Genomic DNA, 5,733 nt, shown 5'->3' on the forward strand with positions numbered 1-5,733 from the left:
ACCAGAGGAAGGAGGGGCGTATCGCTCATGGCCGGGATCGCAGAGGGGCTCCGTCGGGCGTCGGGGGACGCACCGGGGAGAGTCTGAAATTCATGTGGGTAAAATTCATTTGTGAGGTGGTGATTAACTCCTCGCCGCCGAAAATAAATAGCGAATTTCCCCTCGGCTTTTTTATTTTGAGGCTGTTCCTCCGGCCACGCGCGAGGATCGCCACTGGGCGAGCAGGTAGGAAAGGATGAACATGAGAGTGAAAATCACACCCAGCGCCGCGCCGAACGGCCAGTTGCGCCCGGTCTTGGAAAACTGGTTTTGGATGACGTTGCCGATCATGGGCACGCGCGCGCCGCCGAGCAGATCGGTGATGGCAAACATGCCGATCGCGGGCACGAACACTAATAGAATACCCGCCGCGATGCCGGGCATGGTCAGGGGGATGATGACTTCGGAGAACGCCTTCACTGGGCCTGCGCCGAGGTCGTGGGCCGCTTCGACGAGGGCGTTGTCGAGTTTTTCCGCGCTGCCGTAGATGGGCAGGATCATGAAGGGGAGGTAGGCGTAAACGAGGCCGATGACCACGGCCCACGGCGTGTAGAGGAGTTCGAGCGGGGCGGCGATGACGTGGGTGTATTGGAGAAGGCCATTGAGGAGGCCTTCGCTTTTGAGGATGGAGATCCAGGCGTAGGTGCGGATGAGGAAACTCGTCCAGAAGGGGATCATGACGAGGAGCAGGAGGCGGTTGCGCAGCGACTCGCGCTGGCGCGCGATGTACCAGGCGACCGGATACCCGATGCCGGCGCAGAGCACGGTGGTGAGGGCGGCATAGCCGACGGAGCGCCCGAGGATTTTTAGGTAAATGGGATCAAAGACGCGCGCGTAATTTTCCCAGGTGAAGGTGAAGACGACGCGGCCAAGGTCGTCGCGCTGGCAAAAACTGTAAACGAGCAGGATGCCCATGGGCACGACGACGAAGAGCGCGAGCCAGAGGAGCATCGGCGCGACCAGCACCCAGCCCCACACGCGCGGTCGGCGCGCCTGGGTGTTGTCGGAACCGGGAAGAGCGAGGGCGTTCATTGATCTGAAAGGAGAAAACGAGAACGCTGCCGGGCTGCGATGCAATCCCGGATACGGGGAGGGGGGGGCATGGAGGGAGGGTCTCCCGACCCGCCGACGAGGCTCGCGTCAGCGAGGCTCGCCATTCCGGATGGGCGCGGCTGCGCCGCGTCTGGCGGGTCGGGAGACCCGCCGCCCTCCATGGAGACGTCAGGCTTCGTACTGGGGGCGGTTGGGCTTGGGCCAGTCGATGTGGAAGAACTTGCCGCGCTTCACGTCGGTGCGCTCGTAGGTGTGCGCGCCGAAGTAGTCGCGCTGGGCCTGGAGCAGGTTGGCGGGGAGGCGGTCGGCTCGGTAGCCGTCGTAGTAGGCCAGCGCAGAACTGAAGGTCGGGATGCTGATGCCGTTCTCCACCGCAAGGGCGACGACTTTGCGCCAGTTGGCCTGGGCTTTCTGAATCGTCTTGTTGAAGTAGGGATCGAGCAGGAGGTTCGCGAGCTTCGGGTTGCGAGCGTAGGCTTCGGTGATTTTTTGGAGGAAGGCCGCACGGATGATGCAGCCGCCGCGCCAGATTTGCGCGATCTGGCCGAAGTTGAGCTTCCAGTTGTATTCCTTCTGGGCTTCGCGCATGAGTTGGAAGCCTTGCGCGTAGGAACAGATTTTGGAGCTGTAGAGGGCGTCGTGGACGGCTTCGATGAGGGCTTTTTGCGAGCCGGTGAATTTCTTCGCCTTCGGGCCTTTGAGGATTTTGGAGGCGGCGACGCGTTCTTCTTTCACGGCGGAGAGGCAGCGGGCGAAGACGGATTCGGCGATGGTCGGCGCGGGCACGCCCATGTCGAGCGCGTTGACCGAGGTCCATTTGCCGGTGCCTTTCTGGCCGGCGGTATCAAGGACGATGTCAACGAAGGGTTTTTTGGTGACAGGGTCTTTTTGCTTGAGGATGTCGGCGGTGATTTCGACGAGGAAGCTGTCGAGCGCACCTTTGTTCCAGGTGGCAAATATGTCGCCGATCTGCGGGGCCTTGAGGCCGAGGAGGCCTTTGAGCACGGCGTAGGCTTCGCAGATCATCTGCATGTCACCGTATTCGATGCCGTTGTGGACCATCTTGACGTAGTGGCCGGCACCGTTTTCGCCGATGTAGGTGGCGCAGGGGACGCCGCCTTTGACGGGTTTGCCGGGGGCGGCACCAAGGAGGGGGCGGCCGGTCTTGCGGTCCACTTTGGCGGCGACGGCGTTCCAGATTTTTTCGAGTTCCTTGTAGGCGGCTTTGTCGCCACCGGGCATGAGGGCGGGGCCGAAGCGGGCGCCTTCTTCGCCGCCGGAGACGCCGGAGCCGATGAAGCGGAGGCCTTTTTCCTTGAGGGCTTTTTCGCGGCGGATGGTGTCGGTCCAGAGGGCGTTGCCGCCGTCGATGATGATGTCGTCTTTTTCGAGGAGGGGGATCAATCCGTCGATGACGGCGTCGGTGGCTTTGCCGGCCTGCACGAGGATGATCATCTTGCGCGGGCGGGAAAGCGACTGGACGAATTCCTCAAGGGTCTTGGTGCCGACGAGGCCGCCGGGGGTGCTGGGGTTGTCCGCTACGAATTTGTCGGTTTTCTCGGTGGTGCGGTTGTAAACCGAGATTTGAAAGCCGTGGTCGGCGATGTTGAGGGCGAGGTTCTGACCCATGACGGCGAGGCCGATGAGTCCGATGTCGGAGTGCGTCTTGGACATGGTTGGTGTGTGGAGATGGATCGGTTGCCGGGCCCGTCTGAATGACGGCTGTGCTGGCAGCGAAGTGGAAAGCGTGGAGGGTTGCCTGCGGGACTGCACAATGTCAATTTGTGCAGTCATTTTCAGGTGGGGTTAACAGCAGGGCGGAATTCATATCCTTTCCCATCAAAAGTATCTCACGCGGAGCCGCGGAGCATAAAAACAGACAGAATTCTTTGCCTTTCTTTACGTCTCTGTGTCTCTGCGTGAGACCTCTTAACAAAGTAGAACTAAGCGAGGACTCGACCTTCAGGCTTTTGACCTTCAAACCTTCGACCTTTAAGCAAAGCCAAACATGAGCAACCACACCCGCGCCGACGGCCGCCGTCCCGACCAACTCCGCCCGATCACCTTCGAGGCCAACATCGCCCCCCACGCGACCGGCTCCGTCCTCGCCAGCTTTGGCAACACGCGCGTCATCTGCGCCGCCACCATCGAGCCCAAGGTGCCTCTCTGGATGAAACAACAAAAAGTTCCCGGCGGCTGGCTCACCGCCGAGTATTCACTTCTTCCCTACAGCACGCACGACCGCAAGGCGCGCGACATCTCCAAAGGCAAGCTCGACGGCCGCACCGTTGAAATCCAGCGCCTCATCGGACGCGCCCTCCGCGCCGTGCTCGACCTCTCCAAACTCGGCGAAAACACCCTCTGGATCGACTGCGACGTCCTCCAGGCAGACGGCGGCACCCGCACCGCCTCCATCACCGGTGCCTACCTCGCCACCCGCCTCGCCCTGCAAAAACTCCTCGACACCGGCAAACTCGCCGAGAACCCCTTCACCGACTCCATTGCCGCCATCAGCGTCGGCATCCTCGGCGGACGCGAACTCCTCGACCTCCCCTACACCGAGGACAAGGACGCCGAAGTCGATGCCAACATTGTCATGACCGGACGCGGCCACTTCGTCGAAGTGCAGACCTCGGGCGAAGAGGCGACCTTCACCTACGACCAACTTCAGGCCCTCCTCGGCCTCGCGCAAAAAGGTCTTAAGGAAATTGCCGCCCTGCAAACCGCCTTTCTCACCCGCCAGCTTCTGGCGCATGGAGGGCGGGTCTCCTGACCCGCCAGACGCGGCGGCAGCCGCGCATTCCGGAGGGCGGCTGCTTCGCGCCGTCGGCGGGTCGGGAGACCTATACGCGCTAACATCTTTTCAATCGCCACGCATTTCTTGAGATTATTTCAGCAGAAAACAGCGATTTTTAGATTTAAAAGGCTGGTTTGAATCAAAAAATGAAGAAAAAAACGAAACATGTTAGCGCGTATAGGTCGGGAGACCCGCCCTCCAGATTTAGCTCCCGGCTCGCAATGCATGCGCCGCCGCCAAGCCTTGCAAGGTCAGGTCCGGGATGTCGCGCGTGGGCTGGCGCAGCCGGGCGGCGACCATCGACGCCGCGCCTCCCGATGTCACGATCACCGGCGTCGGTTCCGCCCGCGCCGCCAGTTCACCCAGCACCGCGTCGAGCAAGGCTTGGATCATCCCCGGATAACCTATGATCGCCCCAATGCGAATCGCCTCCTTGGTGGATTTTCCGACCACGCTCTGAACCGGCGAAACCAGATCCTCCACCAAGGGGAGTTGCGCGGTGTGTTCGTGCAAATAACGGGTCACCAGCGCCGGGCCCGGTGTGATGATGCCTCCTTCGTAACCGCCTTGCGTGGTGATGATGTCAAACGTCACCGCCGTGCCGAGGTCGATGACCACCGCCGGGCTTCCCACCAGCGCATGCGCTCCGGCTGCGTTGGCCAGCCGGTCCTGGCCGATCTCGGTCGGGCGCGGGTAGGAAATCGGCACGCCCAGCGCGCACGTGTAGTCAAGTTGCCATGACGCCAGCCCCGCCCCGGCTGCCACGTCACGGAGTCGCGGCGAGGCGTCCGGCACCACGGAGCAAAAAGCGATTTCGTCGATCACGTGGCCCGACTGCCGGAGCATTGCACGCAGTTTTTTGATGCGCTCCGGCAGCCCCAGCACCGGGTCGTCGAGCAGGCGCGTGGGCACGTCCGACTGACAGGAGGTGCGCCTGTCCTGCACCAAACCGTAGTGCGTATGGGTGTTGCCAATATCAACGCAGAGAAGCATGGGCGCAGTTTACAGACTGCCTGCGGCGGTAAATCCTAAATCCTGACTGAATGTTACGGGGGGGGAGGACTCAGAGGAGGCGGAGGATCGCGGTGGCGAGACCGGCGGCGGCGGCGGCGAGCCAGCGGTCGCCTTTTTCACGGGTGGCGCGGGTGGCGTCGCCCATCACGCCGCTCGGCGAGATGTCCTCGGTCGCCCAGGCAAAGGTGAGCGAGGGGCCTTCGGGTCGGAGTTCGCCGGGATCGTCGAGGCGGGCAGGCCACGCGCAGATCGCACGGTCCATGCGCACGGTGTCGGGCGCGAGGGCAAGCATGAGCGATGTCTCCCAGTCGCCGGCATGGAATCCGTAGGCGCGTTCCTGCGCGGTGAATTCGTCGGGGCCGGGTTTGAGTTCGGGAACAAAACCGTGGGTGAGCATGCCGGCGCGCAGGGGCGGGTCGAAGGCCGTCTGGAGTTCGCGTAGTGTGTAAGTCAATACCGCGCTGTTGCCGCCGTGGGTGTTGAGAATCGCGAGGGTGCGGAAGCCGAGTCGGTGAAGTTGTTCCGCTTGCGCGCGCAGCAGGGCGCGAAGGGTGGGGGTGGTGAGCGAGAGGGTGCCGGCGTAGGTTTCGTGCTCGGTGCTTTTGCCGTAGGTGAGAGGGGGGGCGATCCACACGGGGGCGTCGTCCGGGAGGCGCGCAAGCGCGGCGGCGAGCAGGCCGTGGCCAATGATGGCATCGGTGCCGACGGGGAGGTGGGGGCCGTGTTGCTCAATGGCGGCGATGGGTAGAATGACGACGCCCCGGGATTTGTCGGCGGCGGGGATGGCGTCGAGTTCGTCGCGGGTGAGGGCGGACAGATAACGGAGATCG

Annotated in this window: 5 protein-coding genes; 1 reads left to right on the forward strand and 4 read right to left on the reverse strand. The window is 62.7% G+C overall.

The window, feature by feature from the left end:
- Positions 1-171: 171 nt before the first annotated feature.
- Positions 172-1,071, reverse strand: coding sequence for an ABC transporter permease (locus OBACDRAFT_RS13620; protein WP_043586471.1), 900 nt, complete (start codon positions 1,069-1,071; stop codon positions 172-174).
- A 189-nt stretch (positions 1,072-1,260) separates the two neighbouring features.
- A complete protein-coding gene (gene gndA / locus OBACDRAFT_RS13625; protein ID WP_043586473.1) occupies positions 1,261-2,766 on the reverse strand; it encodes an NADP-dependent phosphogluconate dehydrogenase in 1,506 nt (501 codons plus the stop codon).
- Positions 2,767-3,100: 334 nt separating this feature from the next.
- On the opposite strand from gndA, the gene rph reads away from it, so the two are divergent.
- The gene (gene rph / locus OBACDRAFT_RS13630) at positions 3,101-3,865 is read left to right on the forward strand and encodes a ribonuclease PH (RefSeq protein ID WP_043586475.1); all 765 of its coding nucleotides are present in this window, start codon (positions 3,101-3,103) and stop codon (positions 3,863-3,865) included.
- A gap of 228 nt (positions 3,866-4,093) precedes the next feature.
- On the opposite strand, the gene OBACDRAFT_RS13635 is transcribed toward rph, so the two are convergent.
- Both OBACDRAFT_RS13635 and OBACDRAFT_RS13640 read right to left on the reverse strand, forming a co-directional pair.
- Entirely contained in the window at positions 4,094-4,882 is a 789-nt protein-coding gene (locus tag OBACDRAFT_RS13635) for a type III pantothenate kinase (protein ID WP_043586478.1), read from the reverse strand.
- Positions 4,883-4,952: 70 nt separating this feature from the next.
- Positions 4,953-5,733 (reverse strand): creatininase family protein (locus tag OBACDRAFT_RS13640; protein ID WP_043586480.1); only part of this gene is annotated, 781 nt, incomplete at its 5' end.

It is taken from the genome of Geminisphaera colitermitum TAV2 (assembly GCF_000171235.2).
GTDB lineage: Bacteria > Verrucomicrobiota > Verrucomicrobiia > Opitutales > Opitutaceae > Geminisphaera > Geminisphaera colitermitum.

Excerpts from the sequence above, each read along its gene's own strand:
- OBACDRAFT_RS13620 (WP_043586471.1), bottom strand. The coding sequence starts at position 1,071 with ATGAACGCCCTCGCTCTTCCCGGTTCCGACAACACCCAGGCGCGCCGA.
- gndA (WP_043586473.1), bottom strand. The coding sequence starts at position 2,766 with ATGTCCAAGACGCACTCCGACATCGGACTCATCGGCCTCGCCGTCATG.
- rph (WP_043586475.1), top strand. The coding sequence starts at position 3,101 with ATGAGCAACCACACCCGCGCCGACGGCCGCCGTCCCGACCAACTCCGC.
- OBACDRAFT_RS13635 (WP_043586478.1), bottom strand. The coding sequence starts at position 4,882 with ATGCTTCTCTGCGTTGATATTGGCAACACCCATACGCACTACGGTTTG.